This window comes from Halorientalis brevis, assembly GCF_042678165.1.
GTDB lineage: Archaea > Halobacteriota > Halobacteria > Halobacteriales > Haloarculaceae > Halorientalis > Halorientalis brevis.
The window spans coordinates 88,668-106,133 of sequence record NZ_JBHUDJ010000014.1 but is presented as its reverse complement, the minus strand read 5'-3'; the positions used below and the strand labels follow the sequence as shown (position 1 = coordinate 106,133).

The window sequence follows — 17,466 nt, the reverse complement described above, 5'->3', positions numbered from 1 at the left end:
GATGGTCAATATTCTCTCTCTCGCTCAGCAAGCGCTCATTCTGAGTGCACTGTACGCGCTCGTCGCCGTCGGGTTCACGCTCATCTTCGGCGTCGGCGGCGTCTTGAACCTTTCACACGGGGCGAGCCTGACGCTGGGAGCGTTTGCGGGACACTACGCGGCGGAAGTGTACAATCTCGGCGTCACTGGTGCGGTACTCGCTGCGATCCTCGTCCCAGCGCTGTTCGGCGCGCTCCTGTATCTCGGACCCATTCGCCGCGTGCAGGACGAACCGATTCTCGTGATGATCATGACGCTGGTGACAGCCGTCGCGATCGAATCATTGTTCCTCGTCGTCGAAGGCGCGGGCTCGCAGACGACGCTCGTCCTGGTCGACGGCGAGACGCCGGCCATCGCCGGCCAGGCCATCCAGTTCAACCAGCTGCTGATGTTCGCCGTCTCGTGGCTCCTGCTGGGACTGCTGTTCCTCTACGTCAACAAGACGGATACGGGACGAGCCATCCTGGCGACGAGCCAGGACCGCAAAGGCGCGTTCCTGGTGGGAATCGACAGTTCCCGGATCAATCTGTGGATGTGGATCCTGGCGGGGATGCTCGCCGGCATCGCCGGCCTGTTCCTGGCCTCGTACGGCCTGGGCGTGTCACCGACCATGGGTCGATCGCCACTGGTGCTTTCGTTCGCCATCGTCGTCCTCGGGGGCCTCGGGTCCATCCGCGGGAGCGTCCTCGGCGCGTACATCATCGGGACGCTCGAAGTGCTGACGATAAGTCTCGTCGACCCCCGACTGCAGGGGCTGGCACCGCTCGTCGTCCTCGTCGCCGTGTTGCTCGTCAAACCATCGGGGCTGTTCGGTCAGGAGGTGCACGCCTGAGATGAGCGATCAGGACCTCGATGCCCAACTCGACGTCGACGACGGGAACCTCACTGCGTGGCTCAACCCGCTGAACAAGCCGCTCCGGCACAAGATCGGGCTCCTCTGTTTGGTCGGGCTCGCGGTGTTGCCCGTGGCATTGACCAGAGGCGAGGCTCAGACGTTCGCCGTCGCGTTCTTCTTCGCGATGTTCGCGATGAGCTGGGACCTCGTCTCTGGCTACACCGGCCAGATCAGTTTCGGCCACAGCGTGTTCTTCGCGGTCGGCGGATACACGTCAGCGCTGTTGAACCTCGAAATGGGGATCGCGCCGCTGCTGGCCATTCCCGTCGGCGTGCTGATGGCAGCCGTCTTCGGGCTCGTCATCGGCGTGCCGGCGCTCCGACTCCGCGGCCCGTACCTGTCGCTCGTGACGCTGATCGCTCCGCTCATCCTGCTCCAGGTGTTCGTCGTGTACGGCGACCTGCTGGGCGGAAACACGGGGCTGGACAATCCGGAATCGCTGTTCGGGCTCGGATTCACCGACGTCCTCCCGCTGTACTACCTCGCGTTCGGGCTGTTCGTGTTCGTCCTGTTGATACTGCTCGCAGTGACCCGATCCGACGCCGGGCGCGTCTTCACAGCGATCCGCGAGAGCGAGGACGCCGTCAACTCCGCGGGTCTCAACCCCGCTAAGTTCAAGATCTTCGCGTTCGTGCTGAGCGCCGCGCTCGGTGGGCTCGCCGGTTCTGTGTACGTGCACACGCCGCTCGTGACGCCGACGCCGGACGCGCTGCTCGAACTGTTCCTCAACATCGAGATCATCATCGCCGTCATCATCGGCGGGATGGGAACGATCGTCGGCGCCGCGGCCGGCGGCATCTTCTTCGTCGTCGCCCGGTACTTCCTCGGCCAGTTGAACTTCACTGTCCCCGTGCTGGGGACGCCCGTCACGGAAGTGAACCTCCTGTTGTTCGCGCTGGTGTCGCTGCTGCTCGTGTACGTTCTGCCGGGCGGCCTCCTGCGCGGCGTCATCCTCGGTGGCCGACGTCTCAGAAACCGGTCCAGCGAGGACGCAGACGTGGCGGCCGACGGTGGCGAGATGGTGAATCCGCTCGCACAGGTTCTGAACAATTACCGCGACTTCTTCGGAGGTGACGACGATGAGCGCTGATCCTGAAGCACCACCAGAGTGGAGTGACGAACTCGGACCGAACGACGGCATCCTCGTGATGTCGGACCTCACCAAGAACTTCGGCGGCATCACGGCCGTCGACGAACTCTCATTTGCCGTCCAGGAGGAGGAGATTCTGGGCTTCATCGGCCCGAACGGCGCCGGCAAGTCCACGACGTTCAACTGCATCAGCGGCATCTACCCCCCGAGCAGTGGGAACATCTGGTACAAGGGGGAGAACGTGACCGACCTCCCGCCGTACAAGATGGTCAAGCGCGGGATGGCGCGGACCTTCCAGTCGTTCCGGCCGCTCGAAGACCGAACGGTGCTCCAGAACATCGCGCTACCGCTCGTGCCGGACAAGCTGTTCTCGCTGGCCGGCCTCCGCGGCGACACGATCCGGAAAGCCGAAGGCGTCTGTGAACTGGTCGGACTGGACGACCGGATGGACATGACGCCGGACGAACTCCCGCACGCGGGGATGCTCCGGCTGGAACTCGGTCGGGCACTGGCGACGAACCCGGATCTCCTCTTGCTCGACGAGCCGTTCGCGGGTCTGTCGGACCCCGAGGTCGACGCCATCTCCGACCTGCTCAAGCAGCTGCGGAACGACGCTGGCGTCACCCTGGTGGTCGTCGACCACAACATGCGCGGGCTGTTCCCGCTCATCGACCGAGCGGTCGTCATCCGCTTCGGCGAACTGCTGGCCGAAGGCACGCCCGAGGAGATCAGGTCCGATCCGATGGTCAAAGAAGCGTACCTCGGAGGTGGCGCGTAATGAGCGGCGGTGAGCCGCTCGTCGGCGTCGACGACCTCGAAGTCACGTACGGGAAGGTCTCGGCGCTGCGCGGCGTCTCCTTCGACGTGGAACAGGGCGACTTCGTCGCCATCATCGGCCCGAACGGGGCCGGCAAATCGACCCTGAGCGACGCGCTCGCCGGCTTCGTCGACTATCAGGGCACGATCGAGTACCTCGGCGAGGAAGTCCGGGAACGCATGGTGGCCTCCTCGATGGACATCATGCGCCAAAAGGACCGGACGATCGGCGAGCGAATCGGCACGCTCACCGACCGCTACCTCACGAAAGGGGCGCGGACGATGGTCCGCGACGGGCTGATCTACTGCACGGAGAAACGCAACCTCTTCGGCGAGATGTCCGTCAAGAAGAACCTCGACCTGGGGACCTACCAGCGGAAAGGGAACGTCTCCCAGCGGCGGGACTTCGTGTACGACCTGTTTCCCGTCCTCCAGGAGCGGCAGGACCAGCTCGCACAGACGCTCAGCGGCGGGGAACAGCAGCAACTCGCCATCGGCCGTGCACTGATGAGCAACCCCCGGATGCTCCTGCTCGACGAGCCGACGCTCGGGCTCTCACCGACCGTCCGCCAGGACATCGCCGACGCGCTCACGCAGATCCACAAGGACGGCGTGACGATCCTGCTCTGTGAACAGAACGTGACCTTCGCGATGGACCTCGCGGATCAGGTGTATCTGATGGAAAACGGCCTGTTCGCCCGGCAGGGTGCGCCGGAGACGCTCCGGGGCGACGAGTACATCCAGAGCGTCTACCTGGGCGAGTGATCGCTCCGGTCACAGCTATTTTGTGTCGCTGAACGCATACGCCGGTAATGGCTGCGTTCGCGTCCTACGACTGTGCGAACTGTGGGAAAACGTTCAGAGCACACACTGCTGGGAACGCTGCGGCGAACGCCTACTGCAGTCCGCAGTGTGAATCCGACGGCAAAGAACTGTAGTCGTAGACCTGGCGGTTACTCGCCGGGGCTGTAGTTCGGCGCTTCGTCGGTGATGACGACGTCGTGTGGGTGGCTCTCCTGCTGGCCGGCCGAGGAGACGCGGACGAACTCCGCGCGCTCTTTGACTTCCGGGATCGTCTCCGCGCCGACGTAGCCCATGCCGCTTTTCATGCCGCCGACGAGCTGGTGCAGCTCGCTCTCCACCGTGCCCTTGTACGGCGTCGCTGCCTCGACGCCCTCCGGGATGACCTCCTCGTCCTCGTCGGCGTCTTTGAGGTAGCGGTCGCCGCCGCCGGACTTCATCGCGCCGACCGAGCCCATGCCGCGGTACTGCTTGTACTTCTTGCCGTTCATCGTGATGACGCGGCCCGGCGCCTCGTCCGTGCCGGCGAAGTAGGAGCCGAGCATGACCGCGTCGGCACCGGCCGCGATGGCCTTGATGGCGTCGCCGGAGTAGCTGATTCCGCCGTCGGCGATGACCGGGATGTCGTGCTGGTGGGCGACGTCGGCCACCTGCGAGACGGCGGTGATCTGGGGCATGCCCGCGCCGGAGACGACGCGAGTCGTACAGATGCTTCCCGGGCCGATTCCGACCTTGAGCCCATCGGCGAAGTCGACGAGGTCTTCGGCAGCCTCGCGGGTACCGATGTTCCCGACGACGACGTCGGCGTCGACGAGCTCTTTGATCTCTCGGGCGCTCTCGACGACGTTCCGGTTGTGCGCGTGGGCGCAGTCGATAAAGAGCACGTCGGCACCGGCCTCATCCGCGGCCTCCGCGCGATCCGTCTCGAAGGGACCGACGGCGACGCCGGCCCGGAGCGCACCGGATTCGTCACGGGCGGCAGTGTCGTACTCGCGGCGCTGAAGGATGCCCTGCATCGTCACGAGGCCGACGAGGCGGTTCTCCTCGTCGACGATCGGGACTCGCTCGATCTTGTGGTCGTACATCAGTTCGAGGGCCTCGCGGGGCGTGACGTCCTCGGGAGCGGTGATGACCTCGTCGGTCATCGCCTCGCGGACTTCGTCGCGGTCGCCGACTTCCAGATACGGACGGATGTCCGTCCCGGAGATGATGCCGAGGACTTCGTCGTCCTCGTCGACGACGGGTGCACCACTGACGCCCGCTCGTTCCATCATCTCGTCGACGTCGCGAACCGTCTGATCGGGCTCTGCGGTGACCACGTCGCGGATGATGAGTTCGTCGGCGCGCTTGATGCGCTCTATCTCGGCGGCCATCTCGTCGACGTCCATGTTCCGGTGCAGCACGCCCAGTCCGCCCTGGCGCGCCATCGCGATGGCCATGTCGCTCTCGGTGACGGTGTCCATCGCAGCCGTCAGCACGGGCACGTTCAGGGAGACGTTGCGCGACACCTGCGTCGTCGTATCGGCCTCGTCGGGCTCGACGTGACTTTCCTTTGGTCGCAGGAGTACGTCGTCGAAGGTCAATGCCTCTTCGACCCGAAGCTTCTCGGAGAAGAACTCGTCGTCGTTCGCCATGTAAACCGTGGCAGGCCGGGCGTCAAAAGGGTTGCGAGACGAGCCCACCGCGGGTACGCGTGACACTCCCCACTCGGTGGCATACCACTTCCCGTCCACTGCGAGCGACAAAACTGATCGTTTCTCCCAAATAACTGCCTAATTCCGAGTGATCACATACTCCTGTCTCCTACAGGTGGACGATTCCAGGGGTGTGCGGACAATACCCACACAACGCTTATGACCGCAACAATACTTGTGGCTAGTATGGACTCCGCCAGCCAATCGAGTGTGTGCGTTGCGCGTCAGCTGTCAGTCGCTGGAGACAGCGGGACAAATTTTGACGCACACACATTCAAACAGGCGGAGGATGCGCCCAAATTCGACCGTCGCGGTCGAGCCCGACGCTATCGAGGCGCATATCACCCACCGGCCACGGGAGACGGCCATCGTCTCTGATGAGTAAGTCCCAACACCCGGTTGCACTCCGCATCGAGCAGCGCGTAGGTGGTGCGACCAGGCTCCTCGGGACGGTCATGTGCCTCCCGTTACTGGACGGAATCTTCCCGGCCCTCGTTCTGGCGGGTGCTCTGTCGAGCCCGCTGGGCATCCTCGAAGTCGGTCTGCTCATCTTCAGCGGCAGTGCGACGGTGGCGGTCATCCTCGCGGAGATGGACGGCACGGTTCGCGAGCAGGCGACGGCTGTCCTCGCCGTCGGGGTCGTCCTCGTTACGGGGGCAGTCCTCGAAGCAGCGCTCGCGCCCACCATCCGCGGTCTCGTGGACCTCGCAGTCTTCGAGCGGTTCGCGGGCCTGGTCATCCTGGCAGTCGCCGCCAAGACCGCCAGCGCCCGGATCGGCGAGTTGCTCCCTCGCCCGGCGATCATCATCGCCTTCGGTTTCCTCGCCAGCGTCGATCCGTCGGGTGCGGAACTCGTCGTCCAGGCCGACCCCGATCTGATGCTCAGGGCGGCCGCCGCGGCACTCGTGGCCGTCGCCTTCGCGCTCCACCTGGCCGTGTTCGGCCCCTGGCTGCGCGAGGTCGTCGACATCGACCGGTTCCGCTTCGGGAGCGCCGTCGCGCTCGGGGTGCTGCCCCTCTCGCTGTTCGGGCTCGTTCCCGGGAACGCCCCGATCGCCCTGGCCGTGTTAGCCGTGTCGTTCCTGTTCGCGTTCGATCCCGAGGGAACGGCCTTCGGAGACGTCTTCGACTCGGCGTCGACTGGCGATCGTGACGCCGAGATCGTGGCGAACGGCGGGCGTCCGGTAGACGACGAGGACGCAGACGACGAGTACACCCCCGGGCCTGCGAGCCCTGACACGGTGTCAGATGAAGACCGGGCGCCGTGGCTCTAGCGTCACTGGGAATCCGTGAAGGGAAACCTTAGGACGTTCACTCCGTGACTAGAGATATGGCCGACAATCGCGTCGTACAGGGGCGGATGGTTACGCCAGGCAAACTGGCCGAACTGATCGAAGGCGAACGGGTGATGGACGCGGAAGCTATCGAGGATGCTGACCGGGACTGCCCCGAGTGTGGCGGTGACGTCCTGAAGGTCGGGTACATGCCCTCTGTGACGGAGTTCGTGACCGGCTGGAAGTGCCAAGACTGTGATTGGTCTGACACCGATCGGGACTGACCGAATCGAAACCCCTTTAGGGAGTTTGGTCTTACGCGGTAGTGCGGGGTCGTGGCCAAGTCCGGCATGGCGACTGACTCCAGAGGCACCGCGCCCGGGACGAAACTCCAGACTGATATACTGAGCGGACGGCTGATCACCGCCCGCGCTGATGACCCTCTGGAGTTCCGAGGCGCAACCGGAGATATCAGTCGATCGGGGGTTCAAATCCCTCCGACCCCATTCTCATTAAGAACGATACAGAAGAGAAGTTAGTGTCTTGAGTTGCGTGTAATCGCTCGCAGCCCTCACTGAATCTAGTCGCGCTCGTTTTCGGCTTCTAGATGGCCTGCGCGCTGAATCGGTTATCCAGCGTCGATGATCTCCCAGTCGCCGCGTTGGCGTGGCGATCGCGTACTGAATCCCAGATAGGTATTGTCAGCGTTGTAATACACCTCGCTCGGATACTCGTTCAACGGGTATCTGTAGGCTCGATCCCGCGCGTGTCGTCCGGATTCGAGGTCGGCGCGATGGAAAACTCGTGCGTGATGTCGTCGACGTACTCGTCATCGAACGCTTCGGTGTAGTCGACCACCACGTAGACGTCTTTGTGTAGCGGATCCGCGTCGGGAAAGAGGTCCTACTTGTTTATCTCGGCCCCGTCGTCGAGCCGTCACCGTCGGTGTCTGACTGGGCGGAGTTTGTCGAGTACTCGTTGAGCTCTGCAGAATCGTTCAGCGAGTCCCCGTCCGCGTCTGCTTTCGTGGGATCTGTCGTGTTCTGTCGAAACTCTCGGTAATCGGTTAGTGAATCCCCGTCGGTGTCTTTCTTCGTCGGATCAGTCCAGAGCCGCCTTTCACGTGTATTTCCGAGGAAGTCGTTATCGGAGCCAAGGATCGCAGTAGCAGTTGAATCTGGCGTCTGCGTAGCCGGTGGTTCCCGAGACGTCGTTGCCGGTGCCGATGGAACTGTTTCAGTGGACGTCTTTGGATAAGAGGACGATCGCTCTGGAAGCTGTTCTGTGGTTGGGCTGCTTTCACCCTCGTCGACGACCCCACCGGTGCATCCTGCGAAAAGAACTGCGAGAACGACTGTCCAGAGAATCAATTTGTTCGTCATGGTAGTGCTGCTATCATCATTCCAACAATACGTTTCAGACTGGCTGTCACTTGCTGTCGTAATCCGGAGACTCGGAAACCGGCCAGTACGCTACTTCTCAGCCACTCCTGTCCCTGTACGGGATTGGCTCGTCGCTGGCGAATACCGGCCTCTCGAGTCGGTGAACAGCCAGTATTGAACGAATTATCACGTGTGTTTTCACAAGATGGGAATGGTCGGTGCCCTTTCTTTACACCACTCCCTATCGTTAATCGTCGCGGGACCACTTGATATGCCCTTCAGCCCGGCGCGTGGTTTCCCGTGATTGCGGGGCTCATGTCATCCCGCACACTCTGAACTTCTAAGGGGAACCTTTAGTATGTTATAGTAAATACAATACTATACAATGACAAACGGCTGTGACAAGTTTGTCCGTCGCATTGCTGGCACAGTTGTCCTGATCGGATTTCTCCTCGGATGGTTCGTCAATCACTGGTTCTTCCTGATTGACGCGTTCGCAGGCGCAAACCTTCTCCAAAGCACGTTTACCGGGTTCTGCCCTCCGCAGATTGCGTGTCAGTGGTGGCACAGTAACGCTAACTGATCTGCTCCCCTTCTCGAAGAGTCCATCAAGAACGTCGAACCAGGAAGTGCAACTCTGGTCGAGAGGTGAGCAATCGTTCGCGCCGCGATTGTGTGACGAGCGAACGATTCCGCTGGACAGCGACACCGCTGAGAAATCGGTGGGGAGTGATCACTCACTTCGGTCTTTTCACGCCTCTACGAGGTGCTTTGCCGTCTGTTCGGCGCTGGCGTATATGAGCGCCCAAACGAGGCCTGCGGCGATTCCCCAAATCCCCATCCCGAATATTATCCACACGCCCATGTGTGAAATAATCACAGTCGAGAAGTAAATAACTGTCCCTGGTGTGGACAACCTGGCTCCAACAGAACTCCTCGACGGTGTTCATGGGTTTCTCTCGTTCGATCGCGAGTACGTGGAGACCTGGCTGTCCCCACTCGTCGCGCTGCATCGATAAACTGGAGTACAGTGAACAGCTGCTGGCGCACGTTCGGGACGACGAGCGTCGCCGGTCACCCAGGCTACGCAGTAAGACGACCTTTTACCTCCGCCGAGGACTGCGCCGTCGCAGAGTAGCAGTGATATAACAAAGACTGTCGTCGGTTGTCGTTCACGCATGACCCAGGAAGTCGATGGAGACCGAGTCAGGAAGGCCGTGCGCATCCTTCGGGAAGAGTTCGGGACGCCGAATCAACTCGAACTCTACTACTACGATCACGACGACGAGAAACACATCAACTTTCACTGCCCCGACGAGGTCCCGGGCGTCGAGGCGAGTGCAGACGATCGCTATCGGTTACGACGCACTGAGCTGAGTGGCACCGTCGCGTGGTCGCTCGATCCCATCGAGATTCCGAGTGCACTGAAGGACTGACCCTGGGGACGAATGCCTTTGGTGGACCGACGCGTGAGGTATCTCGGTGTGAGTCAGGCCACGCCGTGAGCCGTTCCGTTACGTCCGAGTCCGTCGATTCATCTCCCGGTCACCTTGAGCGTAGATCAGCGCCCAGATGACGAGAACGCTCGCTACCCACAGGACGAGACCGAACAGGACCCACATGTCGAAACCGTGTGGGCCGACGGCTTTTGTTATGTCTTCACAAAGGACTGGTAAAAACACGTTACCAGCGACGCTCGGCTGCCAGTTTCGGTCTAGCGCCAGTGAAGAATCGAATCGGGCGACCCGTCGTCGAATGGTACACACGTGTGAAAGAATGCTCGCGTGAGATGTCAGTTAGGGAGCCAGACTTATTACGCTCCCCGGTGTGTCTGGCAGTTGTTACCATGGAACTCTATCACGGTGAACCCCTCCGGCACATGGGTGACCTCCTCTCGATGGCGGCCTCCCGATACGAAGACGATCCGGCGTTCGTCTCTTTCGGACAGGCCCAGACCTACGGTGAGATGGATACGCAGGCGAACAAGGTCGCGAACGTCCTGGTCGACCACGGCGTGGAACCTGGCGACCGGGTAGGACTGTTCGTCCCGAACACGTCACAGTTCCCCGAGGCGTACTTCGGGGCGATCCGCGCCGGTGCCGTCCCGGTTCCGCTGAACCTCAGGATGGATCCAGAGACGCTGGTCTACGTCGTGCAGAACGCGGAGGCAGACCACATCATCGGTTCGCCCTTGCTCGCAGACGAGGTACAGCGCCTCGCCGAGGCGGCCGAAGTCGGGACGCTCCTCCTCAGCGGCGTGAGCGGGGACGGCGTCGTCAACTACTCCCACGCCGTCGAGGATGCGAGTCCGGAGTTCGATCGCGTGGACAGAGCGTACGACGACGTCGCTGCCCAGCTCTACACGTCGGGGACCACCGGGAATCCGAAGGGCGTCCTGTTGACACACGAGAACCTGTTGACGACGATCGAGGCGTTCGACAAAGGCGGGTTCGCCATCGACGCCGAGGACAGCATGCTCCTCGTCCTGCCGCTGTTCCACATCTACGGCCTGAACGCCATCATGGGGACGTGCATGTACAACGGGTCGACGATGTACCTCCAGCCGCGACCCGAACCTGAACCGATGCTTCGCGCCATCGACGATAACGACATCACGACGTTCGCCGGCGTCCCCGCGATGTACACCATGATGTTCCGTGAGTACCGCGAGAACCCCGACGAGTACGACCTCTCCTCGCTCGAAGACGTCACCTGTGCAGCCGCTCCCCTCCCCGACGAGGTCCGTCGGACGATCGAGGACAGGTGGGGCGTCCCCATGACCGAGGGCTGGGGCATGACCGAAACGGCGCCGGCAGGCACTGCTGAGCCGTCCCGCGGAGTACGGAAGGAGGCGGGCTGTATCGGCCCGGCTCTGGACGGCATCGACATCAAACTGGTCGATCCCGACACCCGCGAGACGAAAGTCTCGACCGACCAACTGCGCCCGCGCGTGGACGACGACATCGATTTCGACGACGAAGACGCCGTGACGGGGGAGATGGCAATCCGTGGACCGAACGTCTTCGAGGGGTACTTCAAACTCCCCGAGAAGACCGCGTCAGTGTTCGACGACGAGGGATACTTCTACACCGAAGACATCGCTCGCGTCGACGAGGATGGCTACTTCTGGATGGTCGATCGCGCCGACGACATGATCATCGCCGGCGGCGAGAACATCTACCCCGCAGAGGTCGAAGACGCGCTCTACGAACACCCGAACGTCGCCGAAGCGGCGGTGGTCGCAGCCCCGCACGAAGTCAAAGGTGAAGCGCCAGTCGCGTTCGTCGTCGTGGAGGACGGAAGCGACGTGACCGAAGAGGAACTCCGCACGTTCTCGCTCGATCACGTCGCGACGTACGCCCACCCGCGGCGCATCTTTTTCGTGGACGAACTCCCGCGCAGCGCGACGCAGAAGGTCCAGCGCTACAAGCTCGAGGAGGAAGTCGAGGAGCGACTCGACGAGCCGCTCCAGTCGTCGAGCGAAGAGCTGTAGCTACCCCGTAGCGTTCAATAGAACTGGAATTCGAGTTAGTCGCCGTTCAGATCTCGCCCTGGTCTTCGAGTTCTTCCATGATGTCGTCGACGAAGTCCTCAGGGGCGTCGTAGGGGAAGTCCCCACCGCTGAGCTTCGTGTTCAGTTCCATAGCCGTCATCGAGAAGTCACCGGACTCGAACGTCGTGGACGGCCCGTTCGGCAGCGCCGGGACGAGGTCCATCGGCGATGAAATCGGGTAGTCTGCACCTTCGAACGCTTCGATCATCTGCTCACGCAGGTCATCTTTGTCGGTCATAGTACATCACATTCATTGGGCACTGGTATTAAAAATCATTCGAGTTTGCCAACTGAACACATTGTTTTCAGTTTATTTGGGTTGACCGGAGTTTTACGCCACGAGCCCAGCGAAAACAGTTAGAACGGCGCTCCGGCCAGAGAACGGGCTATCCCAACATCGCTAACTGATTCTCTGAAAATCCAAACGGAAGTAGAACAATAGTCCGAAAACCTGTACGGTGAAAAATCGGAACGAAGTGGCTCCGCGGATGGAGACCTGTCGGGAGTTAGTAGGATTTCGGCAGTCCGAGTTCGTGTTCGGCGAGGTAGTTTTTCACCATCTCGTTGGGGACCGGCACCGTCTCGGTCACGCGCGCGTTCTGCCAGATGTCGTACACCTCGTACTCGTGCGTGAAGCCGTTCCCGCCGTGGGCCTGGACCGCGCGGCTCGCTGCCTCGGTCGCGAACTGGCTGGTGAGCAGTTTCGCCGAGTTCGCTTCCATGCCGGCGTCCTCGCCGTTGTCCCACTTCCAGGCCGCTTTGTACATCATTTCGCGCGACGACATCAGCTTCGCGTAGGATTCTGCGAGTGGGTGCTGGATACCCTGGTGTGCGCCGACGGGTTGCCCGAACACGTCGCGGTCGCTCGCGTAGTCCACGGCGAGATCGATCGCGCGCAGGCCACCACCCAGGGAGGACGCTGCGCCGGCGATGCGCTCCGTGTTCAGCGTGTCCCACAGCATCAGAAGGCCGCCGTCGACGTGGCCGAGAATCTGGTCCTCGTGGACGCGCAGTCCGTCGATGTCCACCTGGTACTGTTTCTCGAACCACGGGACGGCGACGTCGACCTTCGAGAGGTCGATCCCGTCGCGGCTCGCCGGCTCGTCGACGAGGAACAGCGTCACGCCGCTGGTCGGGTTGTCCGGATCGAACTCGGAGGTCCGAGCCACGAGTAGCATGGTGTCGGCGTTCTCGACGCCGCTGATGAAGATCTTCTGTCCGTCCAGCACCCACTCGTCGCCGTCCTTCTCACCGGTCGTCTCGATCTCCAGGGTGTTGACCCCGGCGTGAGCTTCCGTGAGACCCATACAAAACCGCATCTCGCCGTTCGCGATTTTCGGGAGGTACTCCTCTTTTTGCTCCTCGTTGCCGTGGCGCTGGATGCCGATCCCGCCGAACACCGGCGTCAGGACGAACACGATGCCGCCCTGGCCACCGCCGCGGGACAGCTCTTCGATGATGATCGACATCTCCAGCATGCCCATGTCCGCGCCGCCGTACTCCTCGGGGATTGTCACGCCGAGCCATCCGTCGCGTGCGAGGTCGTCCCAGTACTCCTGGGGGAACGTCTTTTCCTCGACGTGCTCGCGCCAGTAGTGGACGTCGTAGTCCGAGGCGATCTCCCTGCACGATTCGCGGATGAGTTTGTGTTCCTGACTCTCCTGGTAATCCATGCCTGTTAACACAGAACGAAGTATTATAAATATCCGTACACGCCCAACAACGGACCGGTTGTGTGAATTGCGTCTGATACGTTTGCCACGGTACTGGGGCGATTCCTGAAAGAAATCCGTGGGACAGAGTCGTTTAGGAACTCCACGGCGAACGGATAGGCATGTCCTCCCACGATAGCGGGGCGGACGAATCTGGACACCATCTGCCGGCAGTCGAGGACTGGCCGAAGGGATACGGCGAGGCGAGCTGGTGGCCCATCGTGACAGCTGCCGGCGCCGTCGGCATGTACCTGGGTGCGGGGCTGTTCGTCCTCGCGTTCGGCGAGGAACCGCTCTTCTTGCCCATCTTCGGGCCGTTCGTCTTCGTCCTCGGAGTCGGACTGTTCCTGATCGGGCTGTACGGGTGGACGTATCACGCGTTCGTGAGCCACTACTGGTCACGAGCAGCGAGTGGTGACGGAAAGTACCGTTGGGGGATGGTACTGTTCCTGACGACAGATCTCGGCACGTTCGGCGCGATCTTTTCTTACTACTTCTGGGTTCGGCTCCTGGAGTGGCCGCCGGTCGAACTCCCGCAGTTGCTCTCGTCGCTGGTGCTCATCAACACGGGGCTGCTCGTCATCAGTAGCCTGACGATGCACGTCGCCCACCTCCGGCTTCGCGGTGGCAACCGCCGCCGGTATCTGATCTGGCTCGGCGCGACGCAGATACTCGGAACGCTCTTCCTGGGCGGACAGCTCCTCGAATACTACGAGTTCGTCGTCGCTGAAGGGTTCACGCTGGCGAGCGGGTTCTACTTCAGCGCGTTCTACGGCCTGACGGGGTTACACGGACTACACGTCGTGCTCGGCCTGATCCTGATCGGGATCGTCCTTCTCCGGTCCGTCGCCGGGCAGTACTCCCCGGATCGGGACGTTTCGGTGACGACCGTCGCGATGTACTGGCACTTCGTCGACGCCGTCTGGATCCTGCTGGTCGCGGCGATCTACGCCGGCGCAGCAGTCACCTGAGTGCGATTACCGGCTGGTTCTGCCGCCCGTGGTGCTCTCGTGGGGAAGGCCCTCCCGCAGACCCGAACTGTTCGTTTCGTTCTGTCGTGCTCGCTCGCGCAGGCGTTCCACCCGGCGGCGGTACTCGTCGGGAGGCACTGCACGAACCGTCGTGTTCATCAGCGAGTGCTCCTCACCGCAGTACTCCGCACAGTAGAGCGTGTAGTTCCCGGTGTCGTAGACGGTCGTCCGCAGCAGGTTGTACTGCCCGGGGAGGGCGTCCTGTTTGAGCCCGAGGTCGGGCACGTGAACCGAGTGGATCACGTCCGCACTCGTGATTCGGAACACCACCGGCCTGTTCGCGGGGACGTATATCACGTCCGCTCGTCGATCGGTCACGTTCGCTGCCGGATAGCCGGCGGTGTAGTACCACTGGTGAGCGGTGATCTGAACCTCGGTCGCGTTGTCGCTGACCGTGGCGGTTTCGGGCGTCGCCGTGACGTCCGGGTGGACCAGCACCCAGTAGGACACGACGCCGACGAAGATCAGGATGACCGCCGTCGCGATGGTCCAGGAGAGTTCGAGCCGGGGGCTCTCCGGCGTCGGAACGGCGACCTCCTTGTTCCGGAACCGCCAGACGGTGTACAGCAGAAGTGCTTCGACGATCAGGACGATCGGGACGGCCACCAGGAGCAGTTGGCGATTGAGCGTTCGAATGAGTCGCTCGGTCGTCGAATCGAACTCCGTGATCGGGAGGACGAACAGTCCAGCGACCGCCAGGGCGCTGAGGACGACGAAGACGACTCCCACGAGTTTGACGCCGCCCCACTCGCTGACGGCTGTCGTCACCTCTCCCGGACTGGGCCGTTCTCTGTGCCCCGATGCGTCGCTGGCGCCGTGTGAGGCGCCATCGCCCGGATTGCTCGTCTCGGCGTCGTCCAGCCGCTCGGCGAGGAGCGTCCACTCCCGGGTGTACTGACCGGTCTCCTTGAGGTCCCACGGGTCAGCGTCGTCGACGGGGGTTCCCACACGGTAGGACTGGAGCATGTTGTAGAGCCAGAGCATCGCAGCGACGCCGATGATACTCGCGCCGAGGGTCGCGATCTGCTGGGGGACGACGAACACCTCCGGATAGACGGCGTATCGACGCGGGAGGCCCTCGCCGCCGAGCACCAACAGGGGGAAGAACGTCACGAACACGCCGACACTGAGCACCGCGACTTGCAGGACGGCCAGCCGCTGGTTGTACATCTTGCCGGTGATGAGCGGGAACCAGTAGTAACTCGCGGCGAACATCGCGAAGGGGATGATCCCCATGATGATGAAGTGGAAGTGGCCGACGACGTAGAGCGTGTCGTGGACGACGAGGTCGTAGGGAATCGACGCGAGGAAGACGCCGGTGACGCCGCCGATGATGAACAGGGCGATCCCGCTGATGCAAAACAGCATGGGGGCGGTCAGTCGAAGGCTCCCGTTCCACATCGTCGTCGTCCAGTTGAAGGTCTTGATCGCGCTCGGCACCGCGATGGCGACGGAGACGATCATGAAACTCAGCCGGATGCGGGGATCGATGCCCGTCGCGAACATGTGGTGGGCCCAGACGCCGAAGGAAAGCACGCCGACCCCGAGCGTCGAGTAGACGACGAACCGGAAGCCGAACAGGCGACGACCCGAGAACTTCGGGATGATGAGGCTCAGCAGCCCGAAGGCCGGTAACACGAGGATGTACACTTCTGGGTGGCCGAAGAACCAGAACAGGTGTTGATAGAGAATGGGGCCGCCGCCGGGGTTCATGAAGAAAGTGGTGCCGAAGTTCCGGTCGAACAGGAGCATGATGAGCGCGCTGCCCAGCAGCGGGAACGCGAACAGGATGATCCCCGACTGGGTGAGCATGCTCCAGGAGAACAGATCGAGGTTCGCCCAGGAGACGTCCTCTCCCTTCTCGGTGAAGATGGTCGTGATGAAGTTGATGGCGCCCAGCGTCGTGGCGATGCCGCTCAGGTGGAGGCCGAGCAACAGCAGGTCGACTTGCTCGTTCGGGAGCTGGATCGACAGCGGCGTGTAGATCGTCCAGCCGGTCGTCGGTGGCTTGAGCGCGATCAGTTTCTCCGTGAACGTCAGAAAACTGGGGATCGGCCAGAACAGCACCGGTAACTGGCCGATCGTGGCCATGATGGCCTTCCCGATGACCTCGGTGATGAGTCCCGCCCGGACGATAAAGAGCGAGGGCGGCAGTAACCAGAACGCGATGGCGTTGAGCCGGGGAAACGCCATGTCGTCGGCGCCGATCAGCGCCGGAATGACGTAGTTCCCGATGCCGGCGAACACTGGGGCGGCGAAGAAAAACAGCATCATGATCCCGTGGGTCGTGAACAGGGCGTTGTACGTCTCGATGTCCCAGACGGTGACGCCCGGACCGAGCAGTTCGGCACGCATCATCATCGCGTCGATGCCGCCCCAGAGGCCTGCGAAGGTACCGAACGCGAGGTACAGCAGTCCGATGTCCCTGTGATCGACGGTCGTCACCCACCGGCGGAGTCCCGACGGCTTCTCGGCACCGTCCGTCGGCTCCTCCGACGGCGTCGCTCCATTGCGGCTAGCGACGAAGAGAATCCGAACCACCTCCTTCGACTGCCGTGCCGACGCAGCGCCCGATAGTCATCGTGGTCTAGCCAGGCCGCACCGTACTTTGGTATAGGCAGAGTACGCCAGTCGTCGGCGACATAAGGCGGGGTTTCCCGTCAAACTGGCTCTCTCGACAGGCGGTCGTACACTGCGCCCATTGTGAACCCGTAGGCGAGATGGGCGACCAGACTGAACGCGAGGTACACGATCAACAGCACACCGGTGATGGTACCTCGGCCGATGATCGCGAAGCCGATCCAGAGGAGCACACCCATGAGGAGCCCTCTGACTGCCGGGTCCGAGTCGGGGACGAGGTAACGCTCGAGTCCGAGAAACAGGAGCGGCCACGCGACCGTGCCGACGAGCGCGAAGATCACGAATCCGAGGAACTGGTTGCCGGGAACGCGCGCGAACCGCGCAATCGCCTCGAACAAGCCGATGGCGTATCGCGACTCTACCTCGACCATCGCGAGAATCATCGACATGACAGCCGTTCCGACGACGCCGCCGACGATAGCGCTGGCTGGCCGGTTCATTTCTCACGTCTTCCACGAAGACACCAAAAAGTACTGTCCCGGATACCGAACCGCTGACAGCCCTCTCTCGATCCACGCCCAGGAAGGTGCCGCAAAATG

At 62.3% G+C, this 17,466-nt stretch carries 18 protein-coding genes and 1 tRNA gene; 12 read left to right on the top strand and 7 right to left on the bottom strand.

The window, feature by feature from the left end; all coding sequences use genetic code 11:
- The first annotated feature begins 1 nt into the window (after position 1).
- Genes ACFR9U_RS16880 through ACFR9U_RS16860 form a run of 5 tightly spaced genes read left to right on the top strand, consistent with a single transcriptional unit; the run spans position 2 to position 3,778 of the window.
- A complete protein-coding gene (locus ACFR9U_RS16880; protein ID WP_247378311.1) occupies positions 2–871 on the top strand; it encodes a branched-chain amino acid ABC transporter permease in 870 nt (289 codons plus the stop codon).
- Between the two features lies 1 nt (position 872).
- Positions 873–2,024 carry a branched-chain amino acid ABC transporter permease gene (locus tag ACFR9U_RS16875; RefSeq protein ID WP_247378310.1) on the top strand — a complete coding sequence of 384 codons (1,152 nt, stop codon included), beginning with the start codon at positions 873–875 and terminating at the stop codon, positions 2,022–2,024.
- Positions 2,014–2,802: an ABC transporter ATP-binding protein gene (locus tag ACFR9U_RS16870; RefSeq protein WP_247378309.1), complete on the top strand. Its 789-nt coding sequence runs from the start codon at positions 2,014–2,016 to the stop codon at positions 2,800–2,802. The genes ACFR9U_RS16875 and ACFR9U_RS16870 overlap by 11 nt, the downstream gene beginning before the upstream one ends.
- Positions 2,802–3,605: an ABC transporter ATP-binding protein gene (locus tag ACFR9U_RS16865; protein ID WP_247378308.1), complete on the top strand. Its 804-nt coding sequence runs from the start codon at positions 2,802–2,804 to the stop codon at positions 3,603–3,605. The genes ACFR9U_RS16870 and ACFR9U_RS16865 overlap by 1 nt, the downstream gene beginning before the upstream one ends.
- Positions 3,606–3,652: 47 nt before the next feature.
- Positions 3,653–3,778, top strand: a complete 126-nt coding sequence (locus tag ACFR9U_RS16860; RefSeq protein WP_282594300.1) for a hypothetical protein — start codon at positions 3,653–3,655, stop codon at positions 3,776–3,778.
- A gap of 15 nt (positions 3,779–3,793) precedes the next feature.
- Here ACFR9U_RS16860 and guaB read toward each other — a convergent pair whose 3' ends face one another.
- Positions 3,794–5,275 carry an IMP dehydrogenase gene (guaB, locus tag ACFR9U_RS16855; protein ID WP_247378307.1) on the bottom strand — a complete coding sequence of 494 codons (1,482 nt, stop codon included), beginning with the start codon at positions 5,273–5,275 and terminating at the stop codon, positions 3,794–3,796.
- Positions 5,276–5,712: 437 nt separating this feature from the next.
- Between guaB and ACFR9U_RS16850 the strand changes: the two genes are divergently transcribed.
- From ACFR9U_RS16850 to ACFR9U_RS16840, 3 genes are all read left to right on the top strand, one after another.
- A complete protein-coding gene (locus ACFR9U_RS16850; protein ID WP_247378306.1) occupies positions 5,713–6,609 on the top strand; it encodes a DUF5794 domain-containing protein in 897 nt (298 codons plus the stop codon).
- 56 nt (positions 6,610–6,665) lie between these two features.
- The gene (locus ACFR9U_RS16845; RefSeq protein WP_247378305.1) at positions 6,666–6,893 is read left to right on the top strand and encodes a DUF5795 family protein; all 228 of its coding nucleotides are present in this window, start codon (positions 6,666–6,668) and stop codon (positions 6,891–6,893) included.
- A gap of 45 nt (positions 6,894–6,938) precedes the next feature.
- Positions 6,939–7,115, top strand: a tRNA-Trp gene (locus ACFR9U_RS16840).
- Positions 7,116–7,344: 229 nt separating this feature from the next.
- Here the strand turns inward: ACFR9U_RS16840 and ACFR9U_RS16835 are convergent.
- Positions 7,345–7,467 (bottom strand): hypothetical protein, encoded by a 123-nt coding sequence (locus tag ACFR9U_RS16835; protein ID WP_282594299.1) that lies wholly within the window; start codon positions 7,465–7,467, stop codon positions 7,345–7,347.
- 53 nt (positions 7,468–7,520) lie between these two features.
- Positions 7,521–7,991: a hypothetical protein gene (locus ACFR9U_RS16830; RefSeq protein WP_247378304.1), complete on the bottom strand. Its 471-nt coding sequence runs from the start codon at positions 7,989–7,991 to the stop codon at positions 7,521–7,523.
- A 385-nt stretch (positions 7,992–8,376) separates the two neighbouring features.
- On the opposite strand from ACFR9U_RS16830, the gene ACFR9U_RS16825 reads away from it, so the two are divergent.
- The 3 genes from ACFR9U_RS16825 to ACFR9U_RS16815 all read left to right on the top strand — a co-directional run bounded on the left by ACFR9U_RS16825 (position 8,377) and on the right by ACFR9U_RS16815 (position 11,484).
- Positions 8,377–8,574: a YgaP family membrane protein gene (locus ACFR9U_RS16825; protein WP_345893370.1), complete on the top strand. Its 198-nt coding sequence runs from the start codon at positions 8,377–8,379 to the stop codon at positions 8,572–8,574.
- Positions 8,575–9,169: 595 nt separating this feature from the next.
- Positions 9,170–9,427: a hypothetical protein gene (locus tag ACFR9U_RS16820; protein WP_247378303.1), complete on the top strand. Its 258-nt coding sequence runs from the start codon at positions 9,170–9,172 to the stop codon at positions 9,425–9,427.
- Positions 9,428–9,837: 410 nt separating this feature from the next.
- On the top strand, positions 9,838–11,484 hold the full coding sequence (locus ACFR9U_RS16815) for a class I adenylate-forming enzyme family protein (protein WP_247378302.1): 1,647 nt from the start codon (positions 9,838–9,840) through the stop codon (positions 11,482–11,484).
- A gap of 46 nt (positions 11,485–11,530) precedes the next feature.
- Here ACFR9U_RS16815 and ACFR9U_RS16810 read toward each other — a convergent pair whose 3' ends face one another.
- The gene (locus ACFR9U_RS16810) at positions 11,531–11,782 is read right to left on the bottom strand and encodes an MTH865 family protein (protein ID WP_247378301.1); all 252 of its coding nucleotides are present in this window, start codon (positions 11,780–11,782) and stop codon (positions 11,531–11,533) included.
- Positions 11,783–12,050: 268 nt separating this feature from the next.
- Positions 12,051–13,217, bottom strand: a complete 1,167-nt coding sequence (locus tag ACFR9U_RS16805; protein WP_247378300.1) for an acyl-CoA dehydrogenase family protein — start codon at positions 13,215–13,217, stop codon at positions 12,051–12,053.
- 161 nt (positions 13,218–13,378) lie between these two features.
- On the opposite strand from ACFR9U_RS16805, the gene ACFR9U_RS16800 reads away from it, so the two are divergent.
- Positions 13,379–14,227 carry a cytochrome c oxidase subunit 3 gene (locus tag ACFR9U_RS16800; RefSeq protein WP_247378297.1) on the top strand — a complete coding sequence of 283 codons (849 nt, stop codon included), beginning with the start codon at positions 13,379–13,381 and terminating at the stop codon, positions 14,225–14,227.
- A 6-nt stretch (positions 14,228–14,233) separates the two neighbouring features.
- Here the strand turns inward: ACFR9U_RS16800 and coxB are convergent, their stop codons facing one another.
- Positions 14,234–16,819 carry a cytochrome c oxidase subunit II gene (gene coxB, locus ACFR9U_RS16795; protein WP_345893378.1) on the bottom strand — a complete coding sequence of 862 codons (2,586 nt, stop codon included), beginning with the start codon at positions 16,817–16,819 and terminating at the stop codon, positions 14,234–14,236.
- A 128-nt stretch (positions 16,820–16,947) separates the two neighbouring features.
- Positions 16,948–17,367 (bottom strand): DUF6789 family protein, encoded by a 420-nt coding sequence (locus tag ACFR9U_RS16790; protein WP_247378295.1) that lies wholly within the window; start codon positions 17,365–17,367, stop codon positions 16,948–16,950.
- Positions 17,368–17,466 lie beyond the last annotated feature (99 nt).